Consider the following 23,348-nt stretch of genomic DNA (forward strand, 5'->3'; position numbering starts at 1 on the left):
CTGCTGTGTGGAGATCGCTGCGTGTGGCCGCTGCGTGTAGAACGCTGTCGAAGGCAGCGCTGTGCCCGATTGCACGGCGGCTCAGCACGCGCCCGGTCCGGCAAAACCGATAATTTTACCCGACCGATATTCCTCTGGCGTCCGTAGCCGCCCGCGTTCGTTGTGCGCCGCACTTAAGCGCGCGGATTGTGATTGTCACGCGGATGGCACGCGAGTATGTTGCCGGAGTCCACTTTTCAAGCTGGGGAGCTTCAACATGTTGCCCAAACGTCTGCTTTGCGCCGCTGTGTTGTGCTTCTGTTTCGCGGGCGTCGGTACGCCCGCGCTTGCGCAAACGGCGGCCGCCCCCGCTACCGCCAGCGCGCCGCCTGCCGCCGCGCTCGGCGGCCCGGTGCGCAACATCGTGCTCGTGCATGGCGCGTTCGTCGACGGATCGAGCTGGAACGGCGTGGTCGCGAAGTTGCAGCAAAAGGGCTATCACGTGAGCTCGGTGCAGAACCCGCTGACGTCGCTCGCCGACGACGTTGCCGCGACCCGCCGTGTGCTCGATCGCGAGAACGGCCCGGTGCTGCTGGTCGGGCATTCGTGGGGCGGCGTCGTGATCACCGAGGTCGCCGCGAATGCGCCGAACGTCGCCGGGCTCGTGTATGTCGCCGCGCTTGCGCCGCAACTGCACGAATCGGCGATGGACGTGATGAAGGCCGGCGGGCCGATGCCGGCCGGCCAGAGCATCAGCAAGGACGCGAACGGTTTTTTGTGGCTCGACCGCGCGCGCTATCACGCCGACCTCGCCGCCGACGTGCCCGAGACCGTCACCCGCGTGCTCGCCGCCGCGCAGGTACCGATCGCCGCGAGCGCATTCGACGAACCGGTCGATCAGGTCGGCTGGAAAGACAAACCATCGTGGTACGTGCTGACGACGAAAGACCGCGCGGTGTCGCCGGATCTGCAGAAAATGATCGCCGGGCGCATCGGCGCGAAGGTGGTGCCGGTCGCGTCGAGCCACCTCGCGCCGGTGTCGCACGCCGGGGCGGTGGCCGAGGCAATCGATCACGCGGCGCGCGAGTTGAGCCGGCAGCAGCAACAGTAGGCCACCGCAATAAGGTGTCAGCGGCTCAGCGTGCCGCGGCTCAGCGCAACATGAACGACATCGCCGACAGACAGTTCAGCATCCGCACCGCATGCTCGGCCGACGCCGCGCTGAAACGCAACGTCACGCCATCGACACGCGTGAGCGTCGGCCATTGGCAGAACAGATCGGCAAGCCCGCTCGTTTGCACGCGCAGTTCGCAGTCGACTGCTCGCGGCTCCCCACGCGTCGCGGCAGGCGCGCGGCCCGCTTCGATATGCTGACGGACCACGTCGCGCGCGGCAGCCCGCAGCGCCTCGCGCACGCTCGCGGGCGACTGCGTGACGCCGCTTGCCTGACCGGTCGCGGTCTTCGTGACGACGAAACGCGCGCTGGGAAAACGCGGCGCGGTTTCCTCGGCGAACACGTCGTCACCCGATAAAAGCGCGACATGTGCGCCATATTCTTCAGCGAGCGCGCCGTACAGCCCCGCTTCGCCTAGCTCCACGCCATTGAACGCGACGCGCGCGAACGCGAAGCTGTTGATCGTGTGCGCGAGGATGCCGAGGGTTTGCGCCTTCGCGTGATAGCCGATCATGAAGACGAGTGCCGCGCCGTATTCGAGCCCGGCCATCATGCCGAGCGTGCGCGGCTTGCCTAGCACGACCTGCGCGCGCGGATCGAGCAGATCGGGCAGCAGGTTGCGAAAGCCGCCGTGCGAATCGTTGACCCACACGTCGGTCGCGCCGCCCGCGAACGCGCCTTCGATGGCGGCATTGGCTTCGAGCGTCATCCAGCGTCGCGCGGCTTCGTATTCGCCGTTGCCCGCGCGCGTCTGCTCGGCATGAAACACGCCGGCGATGCCTTCGATGTCGGTGGAGATCAGGACTTTCATCGCGCGGAATTCCTCAGCATTTGGGCAAGATCGGGCACGCTGTCGCGCAGCGACAGCCGCCGATGGCCGTTGCGACCGATGACGGATTCGGCGCTCCACAACGCATCGACGATCGCCTGTTCGACGCTGTCGGCGCACGCGCGAAACAGCGGGTCCATACAATGATCGGCGACGAGCGGCGGCAGCGCGACGAAGTCCGCGCCGTGCGGCACCGTATATGCGGTCGAAAACGCCAGCGCGATATCGCCGCTGCCGTGACCGTACACCGAGCCGGTGCGCGCGAGACCGGCCCCCGCGCGCAACGACAGGCGTTTCAATTGGCGCGTGTCGAGCGGTGCATCGGTCGCGACGATCATGATGATCGAGCCTTGCTCGGGTTTGTCGGAGGTTGCGCTGGCAGCAGCATTGGCAGCATTTGCCGCCTCAGCCGCAGCCGCGCGTTCGGCCAGCACGCGGCCGAGCGGCGTGCCGTCGATCGTCAGCATCGGCAGACGGCCGAAGTTGGCCAGCACGAGCGTACCGACGGTGTAGTCACGGCCCGCCGCACTGACCACCCTTGACGCAGTGCCGATGCCGCCCTTCAGATCGAAGCACGACATGCCGCGCCCCGCGCCGACCGCACCGCTCGCGACATCGGTACTCGCGGCATCGAACGCTTCGTTGAAATGCTGTTCGGTCACGGCGAGCGCCTGAATATCGTTCAGGTAGCCGTCGTTGCATTCGAACACGAGCGGATTGACGGTCGACCATTCGCGGCCGATGCGCGGATTCGCGCGAATCGCCGCGCGGATCTGCGCCTGCGCGACCGTGCCGACGCCGAACGTGTTGGTCAGCGCGATCGGCGTCTCCAGCGTGCCGAGCTCGTCGAGCTGCACGAGCCCGACGCTCTTGCCGAAGCCATTGATCACCGACGCGGCGGCCGGCACCTTGTCGACGAACGGATCGCCACAGTGCGGTCGGATCACGGTGACGCCGGTTTGAAACGCGCCTTCGGCAAGCGTGCAATGACCGACGCTGACGCCGTCCACGTCGGCGATCGTGCCGAGCGCTCCGGCCTGCAACGTGCCGATATGCGGCGCACGCTCAGCCGAGTGATGGTTACTCGTGCTCATGGCCGATCCAGCTTCGGATCGAGCGCATCGCGCAGACCGTCGCCGAGCAGGTTGAACGCGAGCACGGTCAGAAAAATAGCGAGGCTCGGAAACAGCGCGATATGCGGCGCGGTCACCATATCGGCTCGCGCTTCGTTGAGCATCGCGCCCCACTCGGGCGTCGGCGGCTGCGCGCCCAGGCCGAGGAACGACAGGCTCGCCGCCGTGATGATCGACGTGCCGATGCGCATCGTCAGATACACGACGACCGATGAAATCGTGCCCGGCAGAATATGCCGCACGATGATGGTCAAGTCCGACGCGCCGATGCTGCGCGCCGCTTCGATATAGGTGAGCTGTTTGAGCATCAGCGTATTGCCGCGCACGAGCCGCGCGAACGCCGGGATGCTGAAGATCGCCACCGCGCTAATCACATTGATCATGCCGTTGCCGAGAATCGCGACCACGCCGATCGCGAGCAGAATGCCGGGAAACGCGAACAGCACATCGGCCACCCGCATCGTGATGCGGTCCCACCAGCCCTCGTAGTACCCGGCAAGCAGACCGAAGAACGTGCCGATCACCGCGCCGATCGCAACGGACAGAAAGCCCGCTTCGAGCGAAATGCGCGAACCGACGAGGATGCGGCTGAAAATATCGCGGCCCAGCGAATCGACGCCGAACCAGTGCGCGGCCGACGGCCCCGCGTTCAGCGCGTCGTAGTCGAAGAAATTCTCGGGGTCGTACGGCACGATATGCGGCGCGATGATCGCGATCACGATCAAGAGCAGCACGAACACGCCGGCGGCCAGCGCGACATGCTGCTTGCGGAACTTGCGCCAGAACTCGCTCCACGGCGTGCGGATCGCGCGTTCGGCGAGCGCGGGATTGGCCGCGTTCGGCCCGGTGGCAGTGGTGCTCATGCGGGCCTCACTCGAAACGGATGGTCGGGTTGATCACCGCGTACATCACGTCGACGATCAGGTTGATGATGATGAATTCGAGCGAGAACAACAGCACCTCGGCCTGGATGATCGGATAGTCGCGCATCGACACCGCATCGATCAGCAGGCGCCCGAGGCCCGGCCAATTGAACACCACTTCGACGACGATCGAGCCGCCCAGCAGAAAGCCGAACTGCAGGCCCATCATCGTGACGACGGGAATCAGCGCGTTGCGCAGGCAGTGCTTGATGATCACGAGCCGCTCGGGTACGCCCTTCGCGCGCGCGGTGCGCACGAAGTCCTCGTGCAGCACCTCGACGAACGAGGCCCGCGTGAAGCGCGCCATCACGGCCGCGACCGCCGCGCCGAGCGTCAGCGACGGCAGCACGTAGCTGCGCCACGAACCGTCGCCGACGATCGGCAGCCAGCCGAGCTGCACCGAGAAAATCTCCATCAGCAGCATGCCGAGCGCGAACGCCGGAAACGAAATGCCCGATACCGCGAGCGTCATGCCCAGCCGATCCGGCCAGCGGTTGCGCCACACCGCCGAGGCGATGCCGATCGCCATGCCGATCACGACCGCCCACACCATGCTCGCGATCGTCAGCCACAGCGTCGGGAAGAAGCGTTCCGCGATCTCCTGGCTCACCGGCCGCTTGCTGCGCGTCGAGGTACCGAAGTCGCCGTGCGCCATCCGCCAGAAGAAGCGGACGAACTGCTGCGGCATCGGCTTGTCGAGGCCGAGGTCGGCGCGCACCAGCGCGACGGTCGCTTCGTCCGCTTCGGGACCGGCGGCGAGCCGCGCCGGATCGCCCGGCAGCAGATGCACGAACAGGAACACCAGCACGGCGACGATGAAGAGCGTCGGCAGCAGGCCTAGCAGACGTTTGACGAGGAAGTTCAGCATGAAACCAGTCCGGCAAATGAGCGGCGAATGAGCGGCAAACGAGGCGGGCCACGACGAAACGTGTGCCGCCTCGTCCGCTCATCACTTGATCGCGATCTCGTCGAAGTTGAACGAGCCGTCCGGCGCGACGTAAGCGCCCGACAGACGCTTGCTGCGCGCATACACGACCTTCTCCTTGACTAGGAAGATCCACGGCGCGTCGGCCCAGATGCGCTTCTGCGCGTCGGCGTACAGCGCGGCCTTCTGCGCGCGGTCGGTGGTTTCGAGTGCCTGCTTCAGATCGTTGTCCACCGCGTCGCTCTTGTAGTATGACGTGTTGACCATCTTCGGCGGCATCGAGTAGCCCGCGAGCAGTGGGCTGATCGCCCAGTCCGCCTCGCCAGTCGACGACGACCAGCCCGCGTAGTACATGCGCACCGGCGCGGTCGCCGGGTCCTGCGCGCTTTCGACCTTGGCGACGCGCTGCCCCGCTTCGAGCGCCTCGACGCTCGCCTTGATGCCGACCTGCGCGAGTTGCTGCTGCACGAACTGGATCACCTTCTGCGCGGTCGAGTAGTTATACGCGGACCACAGCGTGGTTTCGAAACCGTTCGGATAGCCCGCTTCCTTCAGCAGTGCGCGCGCCTTCGCCGGATCGTACGGCCAGGGTCCGAGCTTGACCGCATAGTCGACGCCCTCTGGCACCACGCCGTCGGCCGGCGTCGCGTAACCGGCGAACGCGACCTTCGTCAGCGCTTCCTTGTTGACCGCGTAGTTCAGCGCTTCACGCACCTTCGGGTTGTCGAACGGCTTCTGGTTCATGTTCATGCTGATGTAGCGCTCGATGATCGACGGCGCCGCAATCAGATCGACCTTCGGGCTCGACTGCAGTTGCGCGGCCTGCTCGAACGGCACCTGGAACGCGAAGTCCGCCTCGCCGGTGCGCATCAGCGCGGCGCGCGTGTTGTTGTCGACGACCGGCTTCCAGTCGATCGCATCGATCTTCGGATAGCCCTTCTTCCAGTAGCCGCCGAACTTCTTCACGGTCAGGTCGCCGGCCGGGTCCCACTTCACGAGTTCGAACGGACCCGTGCCCACAGGATGAAACGCGATGTCCTTGCCGTACTTCTTGAGTGCATCCGGCGAGATCATCACCGCCGACGGATGCGCGAGCACGTTGATGAACGCCGAGAACGGCGCCTTCAGCGTGACGCGCACCGTGGACGGATCGACCACTTCCGTCTTCTCGATGCGGCTGAACATGTTGTAGCGCTTCAGTTTGTTGGCCGGATCGGTCACGCGATCGAAGTTCGCTTTCACGGCGGCCGCATTGAAGTCGGTGCCGTCCTGGAACTTCACGCCATGGCGCAGCTTGATCGTATAGACGCGCGCGTCGGGACTCGCCTCATAGCTGTCGGCCAGCACGTTGACGAGCTTCATGTCCTTGTCGAAGCCGAACAGCCCCTGGTAGAACGACTTCGCGACCGCCTGCGACAGCGTGTCGTTCGCGTCGTACGGATCGAGCGTCGTGAAGGTCGACGCGACGGCCATCACGGCCGTGGTTTCGGCGTGCGCCAGATTGCCCGCAAGCATCGCGAACACCACCGCGCCGCCGCTGACGAGCGCGCGCAAACGAAACGGAGAGGACGGGAACAGCAGGTTCATGAGATTGCTCCAGGCTGCGAGTTAACGGTGTGACAGGGTCTTTGTGGTTGGCTTTTGCTTCAGTTGGTTTGTGCTGCGGTTGCTGGTGCTGCAGTTTTGCTTCAGGTCTTTCCGCTTCAACGCGATGCGGCGCTTCGCTCAATACGCGCCGCCGACGCGATGCTGTGCGACGAAGTGATCCGGTCCCACCGCGACGAGCGGCGCGACCACCGGCTCGTCGTGCAGCGCGCGGATCGGGCTCGGAATATCGTCGGCGGCGAGCAGGCGTTTCGCGTGACGGCGCGCGGGATCGGCGACCGGCACCGCGCTCATCAGCTTCTTCGTGTACGGATGCTGCGGCGCCTCGAACACCGCGCGACGCGGACCGATCTCGACGATCTGGCCGAGATACATCACCGCGACGCGATGACTGACGCGCTCGACCACGGCCATGTCGTGCGAAATGAACAGATATGCGACGCCGAGTTCGCGCTGCAGATCGAGCATCAGATTGACGATCTGCGCCTGCACCGAGACGTCGAGCGCGGACACCGATTCGTCGGCGATCACGACTTTCGGATTCAACGCGAGCGCGCGGGCAATCGCGATACGTTGACGCTGCCCGCCCGAAAACTCATGCGGATAGCGACGCGCGGCCTCGGCCGGCAAGCCGACTTTCTCGAGCAGCCACGCGACGCGCGCCTGCGCTTCGGCACCCTGCGCGACGCCGTGCACGAGCAGCGGCTCCATGATCGAGAAGCCGACGGTCAAGCGCGGATTCAACGACGCGAACGGGTCCTGGAAAATAAACTGGATATCGCGGCGCAGCGCCTGCAACGCGGGCCCGCTCAGCGAGCTGATTTCGTTGCCAGCGAATTCGATCGAGCCGCTCTGACTTTCGACGAGCCGCAGCAGCGAGCGGCCCGTGGTCGACTTGCCGCAGCCCGACTCGCCGACCAGCGCGAGCGTCTCGCCGGGCCGCAAATCGAAGCTGACTTTTTCGACCGCATGCACGCGGCCTGTCATGCGGCCGAACAGGCCGCTGCGAACCGGAAAGCGCGTGACCAGATCGCGCACGCGCAGAATCGGCGGCGTGTCGTCGCGCACCGGCGGCTGCGCTTCTTCGGCGACGGCGGAGGCTGGCTGCACCGCGGCATCGGCGCCGTTCGCGCCGGCCTGCTCGACGGTCAGGATCGGGAAGCGCGCGGGCTGATCGGTGCCGTGCATCGAGCCGAGCCGAGGCACCGCCGCGAGCAGCGCCTTCGTGTACGGATGCGACGGCGCGGCGAACAGCGCGTCCGATGCGCCTTCCTCCACCTTCTCGCCGCGATACATCACGAGGACCCGGTCGGCCACTTCGGCGACCACGCCCATGTCGTGCGTGATGAAGATCACACCCATGTTCATCTCATCCTGCAAGCCGCGGATCAGTTGCAGGATCTGCGCCTGGATCGTCACGTCGAGCGCGGTGGTCGGCTCGTCGGCGATCAAGAGCGCGGGCTTGCACGACAATGCCATCGCGATCATCACGCGCTGGCGCATGCCGCCCGACAGCTGATGCGGGTAGCGCGCGGCGACGCGCCTCGCCTCCGGAATCCGCACGATTTCGAGCAGACGCAAGGTTTCGGCGCGCGCGGCCTCGCGGCTCTTGCCCTGGTGCAGCGCGATCGCCTCGCTGATCTGGTCGCCGACCGTGAAGACCGGATTGAGCGAGGTCATCGGCTCCTGGAAGATCATCGCGATGTCGGCGCCGCGCACCGTGCGCATCGTGCCGGAAGACGTCTTCGCGAGATCGAGCACACTGCCGTCGCGCCGCCGGAACGCGATGCTGCCGCCGGCAAGTCGCCCGCCGCCATGCTCGATCAGCCGCATCAGCGCCAGCGACGTGACCGACTTACCCGAGCCCGATTCGCCGACGATCGCGAGCGTCTCGCCGCGCTCGACCGTAAAGGACAGATTGCACACCGCGTTGAAGGTCGAGTCGCCGCGGCGGAACGCGACCGTCAGACCCTCGACCGCGAGCACGCGCTGCGGCGGCAGGGTTTCGATGAGCGGGCTGGCGGTGTGCGAGGAAGTCGGCACGGTGATTCCTTTGCTTTGAATTCGAACGCGGTTAGCGATAGATCGCCGTCACCGGCGCTTCGCCCAACCGTGCGAAACCGCGGTACATGCCTTCGGTGTTGAACGGCAGCGTGACGTTGCCATGCACGTCGACGGCGACGAGTCCGCCGCGTCCGTCGATCTTCGGCAAGCGGTTCATCACGACGTCGTGCGCGGCCTGTTCGAGCGACACCTGGCGATAGGCCATCTGCGCGGCGACGTCGTAGGCGGCGACCATGCGCATGAACATTTCGCCGGAGCCGGTGGTCGATACCGCGCAGGTCGCGTCGTCGGCGTAGCAGCCGGCGCCGATCAGCGGCGTGTCGCCGACACGGCCCACCTGCTTGTTGGTCACGCCGCCCGTCGAGGTCGCGGCGGCGAGATGCCCGTGACGGTCGAGCGCGACCGCGCCGACGGTGCCGAACTTGCGGTTCGGATCGATCGGCTCGTGCGGCATCGGGTCGCCGTTGCCTGAAGCCGCGGACGCGAGCGTCGCGGCGTCGTGATCGAGCATCGGACGCTGCTGCTCGCGTGCGAGTTGCCATTGCCGATAGCGCGCGTCGGTATTGAAGTAGCTGTTATCGACGAACTCGAGCCCGTGCGCGGCGGCGAACGCTTCCGCGCCTTCGCCGGTGAACAGCACGTGGTCGCTGCGCTCGAGCACGCGGCGCGCGGCGAGAACCGGATTGCGCACGCGCTTCACGCAGCAGATCGCGCCCGCGTCGAGCGTGCGGCCGTCCATGATCGCGGCGTCGAGCTCGTGCGTGCCGGCCGCCGTATAGACCGCCCCGTGACCCGCGTTGAAGAGCGCGCAATCTTCGAGCAGCCGCACCGCTTCACTGACCGCGTCGAGCGCGCTTCCGCCGTCGGCGAGCACGCGCTGCCCAGCGCTCAGCACCGCGTTGAGCGCCGCGTGATATTCGGTTTCGGCGCTGGCCGACATCGACGTGCGCAGGATCGTCCCTGCCCCGCCGTGAATGGCAATGACTGCGTTGGAGTTCATCGTTTGGATCGTGGAATGCGGTTGGTTCGGGGAGTGCGGACTGCCGGGATGGCTTTTGCTTCGGTATCCATTGCTTTGATGCCTTTGGCGTAGCCGCCGTCGGCCTTTGCGCGAGCGGCTTTGCTCGCGGCGCGCGCCGGTTCCTGCACGGCGCCGGCCGCGCCGGACTGCGGATCCAACAGCCACGGCAGCACGAACTCGCTGACCTCGGCGGCCGCCTTGACCGAGCGTTGCGCGCGATACGCGACCGCGTCGCACAACGCCTCGATGACCGCGAGCACGGCCGAATCGGCATTCGACGCGAGACGCCGGTCGGTGCGGACATACAGTGCCAGGTCCGCGAACCGCACGAGCGGCGAGCGCGGACCGTCGGTGAGCGCAAGCACGCGCGCACCGCGCTCGGACGCCCGGCGCGCAAGCTCGATCGTGTCTTCGACATAGCGCGGAAACGCGATGCCGATCACGAGATCGCCCGCGCCCGAACGCACGAGGTGCCGCGCCGCATGCGACGGCCCGCCGCTCAGCGCAAGCGAATGCACGTTCTCGTGATACGGCAGCAGGCCGTGCTCCATCAGGCTCGCGAGAAACGCGCTGGCGCCAAAGCCGATCACGAATACGCGGCGCGCGGCGATGATCGCATCGACGGCGGCATCGGCGGTCGCGCGATCGATCGAGGTACGCGTTGCGTGCAGATTGTCGGCGGCCTGCTCGAGCGACGCGTCGATCAGGTCGTCACCGGCCGCGAGCGTTTCCTGCGCGCTGCGCAACCGCTCGACCGGCGCGAGCGTCGCCTCGAAGCCACGCACGAGCGCCTCGCGAAACTGCGGATAACCGTCGAAGCCGAGCGCGCGCGCAAAACGATTCGCGCTCGCCACCGACGCGCCGACCACGCTCGCGAGTTCGTCGATACGCATCGTCGCCGCGCGGAACAGATTGGCGAGCACGTACTCGCCCATGCGCTGGTGGATCGGCGTGAGCGTCGGGATCGCGGCGCTGATGCGCGCGGCAATGGCTTGCTCGGCGGGGTTCGACACAGCGGACGGGTGATGGATCATGCGTGCGGACAGGCGCGGTTGGGCTAGCTGGACTTGATGAAAACATATTTACATGAAACCCGCGCCGAAAAAAATTCATTTTCATACTTTGAGGGTTTTCACCGACCAAAGCCCGTCGGATAAAGGTATTCGGCATCCGCGACATGCTGCGCCCCGATGAAAATGAATTTTCATCGGGGCGCCTGGAAGGCTTCAGCGCGCGCTTGGCGCCGCGCTCTGCTCGGGAATGTCCGTAAGCCGCGCCACCGGCGACATCACGATGATCAACGCCTGCACGAGAAACGCAAACGCCGCCGCAACCAGACACACGTCGATGCTCCAGCGCGCGCTGAGCGCAGCGCCCAGCAGCGCGCCCACCGGCCGCGCGCCATAGGTCGCCGTGCTGATCAGCGCGGACACGCGGCCGATCATGCGTTCGGGCGTGATCGCCTGACGCAGCGTGGTCGAGGCGACGACCCACAGGATCGGTCCCACGCCGAGCAGGAAGAAACTAGCGAGAGCGAGCCAGAAGGATGGCGCGACGAGCGTCGCGACCATCGCGAGCGACGCGAGCAGCCCGCACGACGGCCCGATGATCAGCAGACGCCCGAACGCCACACGCCGCGCGACCGCGGGCGCCGCGAGCGCACCGCACACCATGCCGACGCCGTACGCGCCGAGCGTCACGCCGACCGCCGACGCGTCGAGCCCGAGCCGATGCACCGCGTACGGCACATAGACCGCCTGCAGGATGAAGAAGCCGAGGTTGAAGAACACGGCGGTCAGCAGGATCGGCAGCAGCAGCGGATCACGCAGCACGAAGCGGGTGCCGTCGCGCAGCTCCAGCATGAAGCGCCGCCGCGGCGCGGCCGCGCGCGGCGGCTCGCACAATCCCGCAAGCAACGCGACCGCGAGCGCCGACAATCCCGCCGCGGCGCCATACGCCCAGCCCGCGCCGATCCAGCCGACCAGCACGCCGCCGAGTGCCGGCCCCGCCGAATACGCGACGCTGCGCGCGAGTTCGAGCCGGCCGTTCGCGCTCGCATAGGCTTCGCGCGGCACGATCGACGGCACCAGCGAAGGCGCCGCGACGTTGTAGGCAACCGTGCCCGTCGCCGCGACGAAGCCGAGCGCGGCGAGCAGCGGCAGGTTCAGCGCATGCGTGAGCACCAGCAGCAGCACGCACAGCATCGCGCAGACCCGCACGCTCTCGGCGAGCGTCATCAGCACGCGGCGCGAGCGGCGGTCGGCCCAGACGCCGAGCGGCATCGACAGCAACAGGAACGGCAGCGTCTGCGCGGTTTGCAGCAGACCGGTATCGCGCGCGTTCGCGCCGAGCGCGAACACCGCGACGAGCGGCGCGGCGGCGAGGCTGATCTGTTCGGCCGATTGCGCGCACAGGTTCGACCAGGCGAGGCGCTGGAAGGCGCGGGGCAGCCGTTGCGCGTTGGACGGCGAAGACGACGAAGACGTGGTGGTGGACATCGATGCACTCCCGAGATGTGACGTGAGGCATTCATCGTCGGCGCTTGGGGCCTGCGGGGCGCTCCGGTTCTTGCGGTGTTATTCTTCGCTCGCCATGAATCTCGAAAGCATCCTCTTTACTCAAGGTTTCGGTTCGCGCCGCCAGTGCCGCGCGCTGATCGGCGACGGCCGCGTCGGCATCGACGGCGCAATCTGCACCGATGCCGACGCCGATTTCGCCGTTGATAGCGTCGCGTTGCGCTTTAGCGTCGACGGCGTCGAGTGGCCGTATCGCGAGCACGCGTATCTGCTGCTGAACAAGCCGGTCGGCTACGAATGCTCGCGCGATCCGCAGCATCATCTGAGCGTGTTCAGCCTGCTGCCGCCGCAGTTCGCGGAGCGCGGCGTGCAGTGCGTCGGCCGCCTCGATCAGGACACCACGGGCCTGCTGCTGCTCTCCGACGACGGCAAGTTCGTGCATCAGTTCACGTCGCCGAAACGCAAGGTGCCGAAGCTCTACGTCGCGACCACGCGCCATCCGCTCGATGACGCGCAGCTCGCCGCGCTGCGCGACGGCGTACTGCTGCACGGCGAGACCAAACCGAGCGCCGCGCTCGCCGCACAGGCGCGCGACACCCACACGCTCGCGCTCACCGTGCTCGAAGGCAAATACCACCAGGTCAAGCGGATGATCGCGGCCTCGGGCAACCGCTGCGAGGCGCTGCATCGCGAGCGGATCGGCGGCCTCGCGCTGCCCGCGACGCTCGCGCCAGGCGCATGGCAATGGCTCGACGAAGCGGGCCTCGCCGCGCTGCGGGCCGGGTAAACGACTAGCGCGCGGCGTGCGCCACCTAAGCCCTTGATGCGCCGAAGAAAGCCCTCGCGCATTGCGGTGCACCGCACATAGGCCGCTGCGTTGCAGCATGCCGTTGCTTACATGTCGCCCTATACTCGTCTAAACAAACGACTACAAAGGTTTCAAGGAGGGGCGCCATGCATATCGACGGCACGATGGCGTTTTCGCGCGCGATGATCGCGTTTATCTGCTTCGCGCTGCTGCTGGTCGGCGGATTGCTGGTCATCATGCGGCGGCGGCACCAGTACCATCCGAACCTGATCGGCGCGTTGATCGGCGGCATGCTGTGCTTCCTGTTGCTGGAAGTGCTGCCGACGCTGACCTGATGCCGGTTGGACCGCGGCTTGTTTTGCGCGGTGCATTGATGCAGTGCGGCGCAGGTGCTATTTCTGCGGGGCCAAGTGGCCTCGCGAGGCGGCATTTTGTTTCCTGTTCTTTATCTAGCCGCCCTTCCCCTTCGCTTCGCGCAAGAAATCGTCGACGCTCGGATAGCGCAGACGTACTCCCAATTCCTCCTTCAGACGCCGATTCACAAGGCGGCGCGACTCGCGCATGAACGACAGCAGCATCGGATCGATCTGCCGCTCCGCCTGCTCGCGCGTGATGCGCGGCGCTCGCGCGAGCCCGAACGCATCGGCGACCGCGTCGAAATACTCTCCCATCTTCAGCGACGAATCGTCGGACGCGTGCAGCGCACGCGCGGGACGGCCATGCGTGGCGAGACGCACGAGGATCGCGGCGAGGTCGTCGGCGTGGATGTGATTCGTGTAGACGTCGTCGGCATCGACGAGCGCCGGCGTGCCTCTTTCGAGCCGCGCGAGCGGCAGGCGGTTGGCCGCATAGATGCCCGGAATCCGCGCGATGCTCGCGGCGACGCTGCCGTGCGCGGTCGCGCGCCGCAACTGCCGCTCGGCCGACACGCGACGTTTGGCGCGCGCATTCGCGGGCCGCGTCGCGCGTGTTTCGTCGATCCACGCGCCGCCGCAATCTCCGTAGACGCCCGTCGTGCTTGCGTAAACGACCCGCACCGGTGCCCGCGAAGCGCCGGTCTGGCACACCCCGTCGGGTACAATAGCGGGTGTTTCAGCGTCCAGACCTGAAGCGCGCGCGCGGCGCAGCCGCGCGATCGGCGCGACCGACGGCCTCGCCGCGCTAGCGTTCATGCGGCCCGCTGCACCTAGCGTCGCAAGCAGCGCGCGAGTGCGCCGGTCGTCGTCGCCGGACTTCTGCGGTGGCGCGAGATGCAGCACCGTCGGCGCGAGGCGCGCGAGCCGTTTGAGGCTGCGGCGCGCGTCGAGATCGCCGACGAGCGGCGTCACGCCCGCGGCGCGCAACTCGTCGCAGCGCGCGGCGTGGCTGGTCAATGCGAAGACATGCGCGCGCGGCCGCAACAGAGGCACGCAGCGCATGCCGACGTCGCCGCATCCTACGATCAGCACGCGCGGCCGGCGGAAATTTCGTGTCGCTTTCATGGTGGGCGCATTGTAGCGGTCACACGCAACAGGTACCGCGCGGTTGATCCGGCGGGTCCGATTTCGATTCCGTTTTTTCGATTCCGAACACTTTATGGCATTTAACGTCACGCTCCGGCAAACCGGCCGGCAGTTTCAGGTAGAACAGGACGAACCGGTGCTCTCCGCAGCCCTGCGGCAAGGCATCGGCCTGCCGTACGGCTGCAAGAACGGCGCGTGCGGTTCGTGCAAGGGCACGGTCGTGAGCGGCGAGGTCGAACAGCGCGCGCACTCGTCGTCGGCGCTGTCGAACGACGAAAAGACCCGCGGCATGGCGCTCCTGTGCTGCGCGACCGCGTGCTCCGATCTCGAAGTCGACATCCGCGAAGTGGCCGGCGTCGGCGACGTGCAGGTCAAGAAGCTGCCGTGTCGCGTGAACGCGATCGAGCGCAAGGCCGACGACGTGATCGTCGTGAAGCTGCAACTGCCCGCGAACGAGCGCCTGCAATATCTGGCCGGCCAGTACCTCGAATTCATCCTGAAGGACGGCAAGCGCCGCAGCTATTCGATGGCGAATGCGCCGCACGTCGAAGGCCCGATCGAGCTGCACATCCGCCATATGCCCGGCGGTGCGTTCACCGATCACGTGTTCAGCACGATGAAGGAGCGCGACATCCTGCGCTTCGAAGCGCCGCTCGGCACGTTCTTCCTGCGCGAAGATTCGGACAAGCCGATCGTGCTGCTCGCATCGGGCACCGGCTTCGCGCCTCTGAAGGCGATCGTCGAGCATGCGGTGTTCAAGAACATCACGCGCCCCATGACGCTCTACTGGGGCGCGCGCCGCAAGAAAGACCTCTATCTGCTCGAACTCGCCGAACAATGGGCGCGCGAGATTCCGAATTTCAAGTTCGTGCCGGTGCTCTCCGAGCCCGATGCGGGCGACGCATGGACGGGCCGCACGGGCTTCGTGCATCGCGCGGTGATCGAGGATCTGCCCGATCTGTCGGCCTACCAGGTGTACGCATGCGGCGCGCCGGTGATGGTCGAATCGGCGCTGCGCGACTTCACGCAGCATCACCAGCTGCCGGAAGACGAGTTCTACGCGGACTCGTTCACGAGCGCGGCCGATCTTGCGAACGCGGTCTGATTGCACGCCGGCAATTTCGCCACGATGCAGCACCAGTGCAAATTCATGGTTTACACCGGTGCTTTTCTTATCGTATTCTTTCGCGCATGAACCGCCTCCAGTCCGAACTCCGACGTCGCCGCTGGCCGCTCCCCTAGGGACGCCGCTGGCTTCGTCACGGACTCGCGCCACACACCAACCTGGGCGCAAGCTGTTCGAATCATGAAAGCCACGGCATGCCGTGGCTTTTCTGTTTTTCCGGCCGCCGTTTTTATTGGCCAAACCGTCACCGTTTCTTCACCCTGCTCTTACCCTTTTGCCTGGAGCCTGCCGTCATGAATTTCAATGAGTATCCAATCGATTCGCTGATGTACATCACGAACCGGCCCGAAATCGTTTTTACGCACGGTAAAGGCTCGTGGATTTACGACAACAACGGCAAGCGCTACCTGGATTTCATTCAGGGCTGGGCGGTCAACAGCCTCGGCCACTGCAACGACGGCATGATCGAAGCGCTGAACAGCCAGGCCAAGCTGCTGATCAACCCGTCGCCGGCGTTCTACAACGAGCCGATGGCGAAGCTCGCGGGTCTGCTCACGCAGCACAGCTGCTTCGACAAGGTGTTCTTCGCGAACAGCGGCGCCGAGGCGAACGAAGGCGCGATCAAGCTCGCGCGCAAGTGGGGCAAGAAGTTCAAGGACGGCGCGTTCGAGATCATCACGTTCGACCACAGCTTCCACGGCCGCACGCTCGCGACGATGTCGGCCAGCGGCAAGCCGGGCTGGGACACGATCTACGCACCGCAGGTGCCGGGGTTCCCGAAGGCGGACCTGAACGACATCGCGTCGGTGGAAAAGCTGATCAACGCGAAGACCGTCGCGGTGATGCTCGAGCCGATCCAGGGCGAAGGCGGCGTGATTCCCGCAACCCGCGAATTCATGCAGCAACTGCGCGAGCTGACGAAAAAGCACAACATTCTGCTGATCGTCGATGAAGTGCAAAGCGGCTGCGGTCGCGCTGGCACGCTGTTCGCGTATCAGCTGTCGGGCATCGAGCCGGACATCATGACGCTCGGCAAGGGCATCGGCGGCGGCGTGCCGCTCGCGGCGCTGCTGTCGAAGGCGGAAATCGCCGTGTTCGAAGCGGGCGACCAGGGCGGCACCTACAACGGCAATCCGCTGATGACGGCGGTCGGCTACTCGGTGATCTCGCAGCTGACGGCGCCGGGCTTCCTCGAAGGCGTGCGCTCGCGCGGCGAATATCTGCGCACGAAGCTGCTCGAGCTGTCCGAGCAACGCGGCTTCAAGGGCGAGCGCGGCGAGGGTCTGCTGCGCGCGCTGCTGCTCGGCAAGGACATCGGCAACCAGATCGTCGAAAAGGCGCGCGAAATGCAGCCCGACGGCGTGCTGCTGAACGCCGCGCGTCCGAACCTGCTGCGTTTCATGCCGGCGCTGAACGTGACGACCGAAGAGATCGACCAGATGCTGGCGATGCTGCGCTCAGTTCTCGACTCGCTGTAATCAGCCCCGGAGCGCACCGATGACGACGAACACGACGCTGTCGATCCGCCGCTTCGACGCGAGCGATACCGAAGCGGTGATCGCGCTATGGCAGCAGGTGTTTCCCGAATATCGCGATGTGACGCGACCGCAGCGCAATCCGCGTCTGTCGATCGCGAACAAGCTCGCGACGCAACCGGAGCTGTTCTTCGTCGCGGTGCTCGACGGCCGCATCGTCGGCACCGTGATGGGCGGCTATGACGGACACCGCGGCTGGCTGTATTCGCTTGCGGTCGACGCATCGCTGCGACGTCATGGCATCGGCACGCGGCTCGTCGCGCACGTCGAGAGCGAGCTGACGAAGCTTGGTTGTCCGAAGCTGAACTTGCAGGTATTGACGTCGGCGTCGGCTGAAGTGCGCGCGTTCTACGATGCGCTCGGCTATCGCGCCGATGCGGTGATCAGCCTCGGCAAGCGGCTCGGCCAATACGCGGACGCAGCCCCGGCGGGTTGATTCGCGTCGTACACCTGATTAAAGAAGGCCGCATGCGCTGGTTGGCGCATGCGGCCTTTTTCATGGTTCTCTCACGTGCGGCGCACATATCGGCGAATTCGGACAAATAGCAGATGGCGGGCAGACGGATTGCCTAGAATCGTTTACGCAAGAGACGACGCCGGGCTGGATGAGACGTTCGCGGCGGTTCGCGACGCTCCCCGCGGCGGCTCATGCATCCGAGTCCCAACGCGTTTGAATCCTAAGGGGAATCTTCATGGCGACTTATGTGGTGCTCCTGCAATTCACGGATCAGGGGATCCGCGCGATCAAGAACACAGCGCAGCGAGCCGGGCAGACGGCGGAGATGGCGAAAACTTTTGGCTGCGAGATGAAGCAGATCTACTGGACCTTGGGGGAATACGACATTGTCTCGGTGGTCGAAGCGGCAGACGAGCAGAGCTTCCTCGCCTTCGGCTTCGCGCTCGGCTCGGCCGGCAATGTCCGCTCGCAAACACTGCGTGCGTTTACCAAAGACGAAATCAGTGCGGTTATCGGGAAACTCCCATAATTCACGCACGGGTCAGCAAGAAAAAACGCGCCGCACGATGTTGCATCGTGCGGCGCGTTGCAAGAAGGAGGTGTGCGAAAAACGGCACACGTCCAACTCTTCAGCTACTTATTCACCCAGGTAAGCGGCCCGCACCTTCGGATCGTCGAGCATCTGCTTCGCGTCGCCCGACATCGTGATAAGACCGGAGTCCATCACGTAGCCGCGATTGGCCGCCTGCAGCGCGAGCCGCGCGTTCTGCTCGACGAGCAGCACCGTCATGCCTTCGGCGGAAATCGAGCGCACCACTTCGAAGATCTTCTCGACCATGATCGGCGACAGACCCATCGACGGTTCGTCGAGCAGCAGCAGTTTCGGGCGCGAGATGATCGCGCGCGCCATCGCGAGCATCTGCTGCTCGCCGCCCGACAGCGTGCCCGCGTATTGCGAGGCGCGCTCCTTCAGACGCGGGAAGAAGCCGAACATGCGCTCGACGTCCGACTTGATGGCGTCGGTATCGTTGCGCAGATACGCGCCCATCTGCATGTTCTCGACGATCGACATGCGCGCGAAAATGCCGCGCCCCTCCGGCACCATCGCGAGACCGCGCTTGAGCAGCTCGTGCGCGGGCAGGCCTTTGATCGACTGGCCCATGTACTCGATGTCGCCGGCCGCGTACGCCTTCAGGCCGGTGATCGCCTTCATCGTCGTGGTCTTGCCCGCGCCGTTCGCGCCGATCAGCGTGACGAGTTCGCCCTGCCCGACTTCGAGGTCGACACCCTTGACCGCCTGGATGCCGCCGTAGTTGACTTGCAGGCCCTTGATTTTCAACATTGCTTGCGTCGTGGACATCAGTGGACCCCCGCACCCAGATAAGCTTCGATCACCTTCGCATCCTTCTGCACGTCCTGCGGCAGGCCCTGCGCAATCACCTTGCCGTAGTCGAGCACCGTCATCTGGTTGCACAGGCCCATCACGAGCTTCACGTCGTGTTCGATCAGCAGAATCGTCTTGCCGTCCGCGCGGATCTTGTCGAGCAGCTTGGTCAGCTCGACTTTCTCGGTGGCGTTCATGCCGGCCGCCGGTTCGTCGAGCGCGAGCAGCTTCGGATCGGTCGCCAGCGCACGCGCGATCTCCAGACGACGCTGGTGGCCATACGACAGGTTGCGCGACGTGTAGTCCGCGTACTGCGTGATGCCGACGTAGTCGAGCAGTTCGAGCGCGCGCTCCTTGATCTCGCGCTCTTCCTGCCGTTCGGCCGGGGTCTGGAATACCGCGCCGAGCAGACCGTGTTTGGTGCGCACATGACGGCCGACCATCACGTTTTCGAGCGCGGTCATGCCGCCGAACAGGCGAATGTTCTGGAACGTGCGCGCAATGCCCGCCTTCGCGACCTGATAGACCGCGGTCGGCGTGTAGTTCTCGCCGTCGAGCTTGAACTCGCCCGAATCCGGCGTGTACAGACCCGTGATCACGTTGAAGAAGGTCGTCTTGCCGGCGCCGTTCGGGCCGATCAGACCGTAGATTTCGCCCGCGCGGATCTGCAGGCCGACCTCGGAAAGCGCCTGCAAACCGCCGAAGCGCTTGTTGACGCCCTTCACCGACAGACGGATCGCCGCGTTGTTGCTTACGTTATCGCTCATGTCTTTTTCTCCACCGGACCTTATGCGCGCACCGGCTTCTTGCCGCTACGCTTCGCCAGCTTCGCAATCTTGTCTTCGTGCTTCGGCGCGGGCCACAGGCCTTCCGAGCGATACAGCATGATCACGACCATCGCCAGACCGTACAGCAGCTGACGGATCACTTCGGTATCGACGACTTCATGGCCGAAGATCATGTTCTGCAGCGGACCCATCGTGGAGCGCAGGAACTCGGGGAACACAGCGAGCAGCACCGCGCCGAGAATCACGCCGGGAATGTGGCCCATGCCGCCGAGCACCACACAGGCGAGCACCACGACCGATTCCCAGAACGTGAACGATTCCGGCGACACGAAGCCCTGGAACGCACCGAACATCGCGCCCGACAAGCCGCCGAACGACGCGCCCATCGCGAACGCGAGCAGCTTCACGTTGCGGGTGTTGATGCCCATCGCCTTGGCGGCAATTTCATCTTCGCGGATCGCGGCCCACGCGCGGCCGATACGCGAATGCTGCAGACGCGTACACGTCCAGATCACGAACAGCGCGCACAGCACGAACAGGTAGTAGTACAGGTACACCGCCGGGAACTGCATGCCGAACAGCGAGTGCGACTGCGCGAAGCTGAAGCCGCCGATCTGCACCGGAGCGATCCCGGTGATCCCCTTCGGACCATTGGTGATGTTCACCGGACGGTCAAGGTTGTTCATGAAGATCCGCACGATTTCCCCGAAGCCGAGGGTCACGATCGCCAGGTAGTCGCCGCGCAGACGCAGCGTCGGCGCGCCGAGCAGAATCCCGAACATCGCGGCCAGCGCCATCGCGATCGGCACGATGATCCAGATCGGCACGTTCAAACCGTGCGGCGCGAGCGCCGCGATCCACTCGAATTGCGTCGACAGGTGCGGCGAGCTCAGCAGCGCGGCCGTGTAGGCACCGATCGCGTAGAACGCGATGTAGCCCAAGTCCAGCAGGCCGGCAAAGCCCACCACCACGTTCAGGCCCAGCGCGAGCATCACGTACAGCATCGCGAAGTCGAGCACGCGGACCCAGTAGTTGCCGCCCGCCGCGCCGATGATCATCGGCGCGGCGATCACGAAGATCGTCGTAAGGATGCCGATGGTCAGCGTCTTCGTGCGGTTCTTTTCGGGGATGAGCGTTGTGGACGGCTCGATCGGTTGAATTGAGGTCATGATTGTTGACTCCTTGTGGCCCGGGATCAGGCGCGATCCGCGACACGTTCGCCGAGCAGACCCGACGGACGGAACACGAGCACGACGATCAGCACGATGAACGCGAACACGTCCTGGTAGTTACTACCGAACACGCCGCCCGTGAGGTTGCCGATATAGCCGGCGCCCAACTGCTCGATCAGGCCGAGCAGCACGCCGCCGACCATCGCGCCGCCGAGATTGCCGATACCGCCGAGCACCGCCGCGGTAAAGGCCTTCAGGCCAGGGATGAAGCCCATGTAGAAGTGCGCGTTGCCGTATTCGGACGCGATCATCACGCCGGCGAGCGCCGCGAGCGCCGAGCCGATCATGAAGGTCGCCGAAATCACGAAGTTCGGGCTCACACCCATCAGGCTCGCGACGTTCGGATTCTCGGCGATCGCGCGCATCGCGCGGCCGAGCCTGGTCTTATGCACGAGCAGCAGCAGGCCGCCCATCACGATGAACGCCACCACGATGATCACGATCTCGGTCATCGAGATCACGGCGCCGGGCGTCGTGTCGGTGGCCTTGATCACGTTGATCGGGTCAGTGGGCAACAGCTGCGGGAACGGCAGCGGATTGCGCGACCAGATCATCATCGCGAGCGTCTGCAGCAGAATCGACACACCGATCGCGGTGATCAGCGGCGCGAGACGCGGTGCGCGGCGCAACGGCCGGTAGGCCACGCGCTCGATCGTGTAGCCGACCACCGCGCAGACCGCCGCCGCGATGAGCAGCGCGATCACCAGCGTCAGCACGTTGCCGAGGCCGGGGAAGTGGTTCTGCAGCACACCTATGGCGGAAAGCGCAACCATCGCGCCCACCATCAACACATCGCCGTGAGCGAAGTTGATGATGCCCAGAATGCCGTAAACCATCGTATAGCCCAGTGCGATGATGGCGTAGACACTGCCAAGCACCAGTCCATTCAGGATCTGCTGGATGAAGATATCCATTTATTGCTCCTTAGCCCGTGCGACTGGATTCGCGTTTTTCATCTGCCGGTGGGCGGTGATGCACTACGAATCTCAACGGCACTGCGGGTACTGATGTAAAAGACCGGTAAGGGTTATCCGCTGCCGGCTTGCCCTGACGACCGTGATGCGGTCGCGAGCTCCCCTTGGGCGGATGCAAAAACGGCACCGTTGGATGGTGTCGGTGCCGTCAGGCCGAACTTCCCGTCATCACATCTTTACGACGTCGAGCACTGCTTTCTTGCCGTCCTTGAAGTCGTAAAGTGTAATGGCGCCCTCTTTCAAATCACCCTTGTCGTCGAACGCGATGTGGCCGATTACCCCGTTGTAATCGGTCGAAGGCATCGCAGCCAGCACCTTGGGCGCCTCGATCGAATTAGCGCGCTTCATTGCATCGACGATCACGTACACAGCGTCATACGTGAACGGCGCGTAAATCTGCACCGGCGTGTGGAAGCGGTCCTCGTACTTCTTTTCGAAGTCCGCTCCATTGGTCATTTTCGAAAGCGCGAGTCCCGCTTCCGAACAGACCAGGTTTTGCACGGCGGTACCCGCCAGCTCACCTACCTTGTCGGTACACACACCGTCGCCGCCAAGGATTTTTGCCCTGATACCGAGCGCCGCCGCCTGCTTCGTAAACGGCCCGCCCGTCGCGTCCATGCCGCCGAACATAATCGCGTCCGGCTGAACACTCTTGATCTTCGTGAGAATGGCCCGGAAATCCGTGGCCTTGTCGTTCGTCGCCTCCCGCGCGACGATCTTCGCGCCGCTCGCCTCGGCCGTCTTCGCGAATTCGTCCGCGAGACCTTTGCCGTAGGCGGTCGCATCGTCCACGATCGCGATGCGTTTGGCGCCCAGCGCCTTCGTCGCGTAATTGGCGAGCGCCGGACCCTGCTGCGCGTCGGTCGCGACCACTCGATAAGTCGTCTTGAACCCCTGCTGCGTGTAGGCCGGATTGGTCGACGACGGCGAGATTTGCACGATGCTCGCGTCGCTATAGATCTTCGACGCCGGAATCGAGACCCCGGAGTTCAGGTGCCCGATCACCGCGACCACGTGATCGTCCACCAGCTTCTGCGCGACGGCGGTGCCCGCTTTCGGGTCCGCCGCATCGTCCTGCGCGTCGAGTTGCAGCTGGATCTTGCGACCGTCGATCGTCAGACCCTGCGCATTGATTTCCTCGACCGCGAGGCGCGCCCCATTTTCGTTGTCCTTGCCCAGGTGCGCGATGCCGCCCGTCAACGGGGCCGCGTGACCAATCTTTACGATAGTCGCTTCGCTCGCGGCGGCGAGCGCAGCGGACGAAGCCGCCGATGCGCCCGCTCCCGCTTCGCCATCCTGTTTCTTGCCGCACGCGGTCAGCATCGCAACCGCGGCCGCGATGGACACGGCGTAAGCAAATTTGACTCGCATCA

Annotated in this window: 22 protein-coding genes; 7 read left to right on the forward strand and 15 right to left on the reverse strand. The window is 65.2% G+C overall.

What is annotated here, in order from left to right; translation table 11 throughout:
• Positions 1 to 256: 256 nt before the first annotated feature.
• Positions 257 to 1,090 carry an alpha/beta fold hydrolase gene (locus tag AB4Y34_RS07810; protein ID WP_368715707.1) on the forward strand — a complete coding sequence of 278 codons (834 nt, stop codon included), beginning with the start codon at positions 257 to 259 and terminating at the stop codon, positions 1,088 to 1,090.
• Between the two features lie 40 nt (positions 1,091 to 1,130).
• Here AB4Y34_RS07810 and AB4Y34_RS07815 read toward each other — a convergent pair whose 3' ends face one another.
• The 9 genes from AB4Y34_RS07815 to AB4Y34_RS07855 all read right to left on the reverse strand — a co-directional run bounded on the left by AB4Y34_RS07815 (position 1,131) and on the right by AB4Y34_RS07855 (position 12,151).
• The gene (locus AB4Y34_RS07815) at positions 1,131 to 1,964 is read right to left on the reverse strand and encodes a M55 family metallopeptidase (protein ID WP_368715708.1); all 834 of its coding nucleotides are present in this window, start codon (positions 1,962 to 1,964) and stop codon (positions 1,131 to 1,133) included.
• The gene (locus tag AB4Y34_RS07820; protein WP_368715709.1) at positions 1,961 to 3,076 is read right to left on the reverse strand and encodes a P1 family peptidase; all 1,116 of its coding nucleotides are present in this window, start codon (positions 3,074 to 3,076) and stop codon (positions 1,961 to 1,963) included. Before AB4Y34_RS07820 ends, AB4Y34_RS07815 begins: the two co-directional genes overlap by 4 nt.
• Positions 3,073 to 3,978, reverse strand: a complete 906-nt coding sequence (gsiD, locus tag AB4Y34_RS07825) for a glutathione ABC transporter permease GsiD (protein ID WP_368715710.1) — start codon at positions 3,976 to 3,978, stop codon at positions 3,073 to 3,075. The genes AB4Y34_RS07820 and gsiD overlap by 4 nt, the downstream gene beginning before the upstream one ends.
• A gap of 7 nt (positions 3,979 to 3,985) precedes the next feature.
• Positions 3,986 to 4,906 (reverse strand): glutathione ABC transporter permease GsiC, encoded by a 921-nt coding sequence (gene gsiC / locus AB4Y34_RS07830; RefSeq protein ID WP_368715711.1) that lies wholly within the window; start codon positions 4,904 to 4,906, stop codon positions 3,986 to 3,988.
• A gap of 81 nt (positions 4,907 to 4,987) precedes the next feature.
• Positions 4,988 to 6,550 (reverse strand): glutathione ABC transporter substrate-binding protein GsiB, encoded by a 1,563-nt coding sequence (gsiB, locus tag AB4Y34_RS07835; protein WP_368715712.1) that lies wholly within the window; start codon positions 6,548 to 6,550, stop codon positions 4,988 to 4,990.
• 138 nt (positions 6,551 to 6,688) lie between these two features.
• Positions 6,689 to 8,611, reverse strand: coding sequence for a dipeptide ABC transporter ATP-binding protein (locus tag AB4Y34_RS07840; RefSeq protein WP_368715713.1), 1,923 nt, complete (start codon positions 8,609 to 8,611; stop codon positions 6,689 to 6,691).
• Between the two features lie 31 nt (positions 8,612 to 8,642).
• Positions 8,643 to 9,632, reverse strand: a complete 990-nt coding sequence (locus AB4Y34_RS07845) for an isoaspartyl peptidase/L-asparaginase family protein (RefSeq protein WP_176381183.1) — start codon at positions 9,630 to 9,632, stop codon at positions 8,643 to 8,645.
• Positions 9,629 to 10,687, reverse strand: a complete 1,059-nt coding sequence (locus AB4Y34_RS07850; protein ID WP_368715714.1) for a MurR/RpiR family transcriptional regulator — start codon at positions 10,685 to 10,687, stop codon at positions 9,629 to 9,631. Before AB4Y34_RS07850 ends, AB4Y34_RS07845 begins: the two co-directional genes overlap by 4 nt.
• A 192-nt stretch (positions 10,688 to 10,879) precedes the next feature.
• Entirely contained in the window at positions 10,880 to 12,151 is a 1,272-nt protein-coding gene (locus AB4Y34_RS07855) for an MFS transporter (RefSeq protein ID WP_368715715.1), read from the reverse strand.
• Positions 12,152 to 12,245: 94 nt separating this feature from the next.
• Here AB4Y34_RS07855 and AB4Y34_RS07860 point away from each other — a divergent pair, with 94 nt between their 5' ends.
• The gene (locus AB4Y34_RS07860; RefSeq protein ID WP_368715716.1) at positions 12,246 to 12,956 is read left to right on the forward strand and encodes a pseudouridine synthase; all 711 of its coding nucleotides are present in this window, start codon (positions 12,246 to 12,248) and stop codon (positions 12,954 to 12,956) included.
• A gap of 167 nt (positions 12,957 to 13,123) precedes the next feature.
• Positions 13,124 to 13,312, forward strand: coding sequence for a hypothetical protein (locus AB4Y34_RS07865; protein WP_176381179.1), 189 nt, complete (start codon positions 13,124 to 13,126; stop codon positions 13,310 to 13,312).
• A gap of 114 nt (positions 13,313 to 13,426) precedes the next feature.
• Here AB4Y34_RS07865 and AB4Y34_RS07870 read toward each other — a convergent pair whose 3' ends face one another.
• A complete protein-coding gene (locus AB4Y34_RS07870) occupies positions 13,427 to 14,458 on the reverse strand; it encodes an NAD-dependent epimerase/dehydratase family protein (RefSeq protein WP_176381178.1) in 1,032 nt (343 codons plus the stop codon).
• 94 nt (positions 14,459 to 14,552) lie between these two features.
• Here AB4Y34_RS07870 and AB4Y34_RS07875 point away from each other — a divergent pair, with 94 nt between their 5' ends.
• From AB4Y34_RS07875 to AB4Y34_RS07890, 4 genes are all read left to right on the forward strand, one after another.
• The gene (locus AB4Y34_RS07875) at positions 14,553 to 15,584 is read left to right on the forward strand and encodes a CDP-6-deoxy-delta-3,4-glucoseen reductase (protein WP_176124446.1); all 1,032 of its coding nucleotides are present in this window, start codon (positions 14,553 to 14,555) and stop codon (positions 15,582 to 15,584) included.
• Between the two features lie 314 nt (positions 15,585 to 15,898).
• The gene (locus AB4Y34_RS07880) at positions 15,899 to 17,083 is read left to right on the forward strand and encodes an acetylornithine transaminase (protein ID WP_368715717.1); all 1,185 of its coding nucleotides are present in this window, start codon (positions 15,899 to 15,901) and stop codon (positions 17,081 to 17,083) included.
• 19 nt (positions 17,084 to 17,102) lie between these two features.
• Positions 17,103 to 17,576, forward strand: a complete 474-nt coding sequence (locus tag AB4Y34_RS07885; protein ID WP_176381176.1) for a GNAT family acetyltransferase — start codon at positions 17,103 to 17,105, stop codon at positions 17,574 to 17,576.
• A 256-nt stretch (positions 17,577 to 17,832) separates the two neighbouring features.
• Positions 17,833 to 18,126 carry a GYD domain-containing protein gene (locus AB4Y34_RS07890; RefSeq protein WP_176105256.1) on the forward strand — a complete coding sequence of 98 codons (294 nt, stop codon included), beginning with the start codon at positions 17,833 to 17,835 and terminating at the stop codon, positions 18,124 to 18,126.
• A gap of 108 nt (positions 18,127 to 18,234) precedes the next feature.
• Here AB4Y34_RS07890 and AB4Y34_RS07895 read toward each other — a convergent pair whose 3' ends face one another.
• The 5 genes from AB4Y34_RS07895 to AB4Y34_RS07915 all read right to left on the reverse strand — a co-directional run bounded on the left by AB4Y34_RS07895 (position 18,235) and on the right by AB4Y34_RS07915 (position 23,346).
• Positions 18,235 to 18,957: an ABC transporter ATP-binding protein gene (locus AB4Y34_RS07895; RefSeq protein ID WP_168991531.1), complete on the reverse strand. Its 723-nt coding sequence runs from the start codon at positions 18,955 to 18,957 to the stop codon at positions 18,235 to 18,237.
• Entirely contained in the window at positions 18,957 to 19,748 is a 792-nt protein-coding gene (locus AB4Y34_RS07900; protein WP_027198609.1) for an ABC transporter ATP-binding protein, read from the reverse strand. The genes AB4Y34_RS07895 and AB4Y34_RS07900 overlap by 1 nt, the downstream gene beginning before the upstream one ends.
• Positions 19,749 to 19,768: 20 nt before the next feature.
• Positions 19,769 to 20,938, reverse strand: coding sequence for an ABC transporter ATP-binding protein (locus AB4Y34_RS07905; protein ID WP_368592345.1), 1,170 nt, complete (start codon positions 20,936 to 20,938; stop codon positions 19,769 to 19,771).
• A gap of 26 nt (positions 20,939 to 20,964) precedes the next feature.
• The gene (locus AB4Y34_RS07910; RefSeq protein ID WP_176105253.1) at positions 20,965 to 21,915 is read right to left on the reverse strand and encodes a branched-chain amino acid ABC transporter permease; all 951 of its coding nucleotides are present in this window, start codon (positions 21,913 to 21,915) and stop codon (positions 20,965 to 20,967) included.
• A gap of 228 nt (positions 21,916 to 22,143) precedes the next feature.
• Entirely contained in the window at positions 22,144 to 23,346 is a 1,203-nt protein-coding gene (locus AB4Y34_RS07915) for a branched-chain amino acid ABC transporter substrate-binding protein (RefSeq protein ID WP_368715718.1), read from the reverse strand.
• Between the last annotated feature and the right edge of the window lie 2 nt (positions 23,347 to 23,348).

It is taken from the genome of Paraburkholderia sp. BR10954, assembly GCF_040965775.1.
Classification (GTDB): domain Bacteria; phylum Pseudomonadota; class Gammaproteobacteria; order Burkholderiales; family Burkholderiaceae; genus Paraburkholderia; species Paraburkholderia youngii.